Here is a 296-nt window from a genome sequence, read left to right on the forward strand (position 1 = left end):
TTCGCGCGCGGCAACCTGCCCAATCGCGTCATCACCGGCGGCTCCGGCTGCCATATCGAGGATCGTGACGGCAATCGGCTGCTCGATGCGTTTGCCGGGCTCTATTGCGTGAACGTCGGCTATGGCCGTCCCGAGATCGCCGACGCCATCGCCGATCAGGCCCGCGAGCTGGCCTATTACCACGCCTATGTCGGCCACGGCACCGAGGCTTCGATCACGCTGGCCAAGATGGTGCTGGACCGCGCGCCCGACCACATGTCCAAGGTCTATTTCGGCCTGTCCGGGTCCGACGCGAA

1 protein-coding gene is annotated in these 296 nt (G+C 65.5%); it reads left to right on the forward strand.

What is annotated here, in order from left to right; translation table 11 throughout:
* Positions 1-296 (forward strand): aminotransferase class III-fold pyridoxal phosphate-dependent enzyme (locus D8Z78_RS24410; RefSeq protein ID WP_121634767.1); only part of this gene is annotated, 296 nt, incomplete at both ends.

The sequence above is a fragment of the Tropicibacter alexandrii genome (assembly GCF_003667315.2).
Taxonomy (GTDB): Bacteria; Pseudomonadota; Alphaproteobacteria; order Rhodobacterales; family Rhodobacteraceae; genus Tropicibacter; species Tropicibacter alexandrii.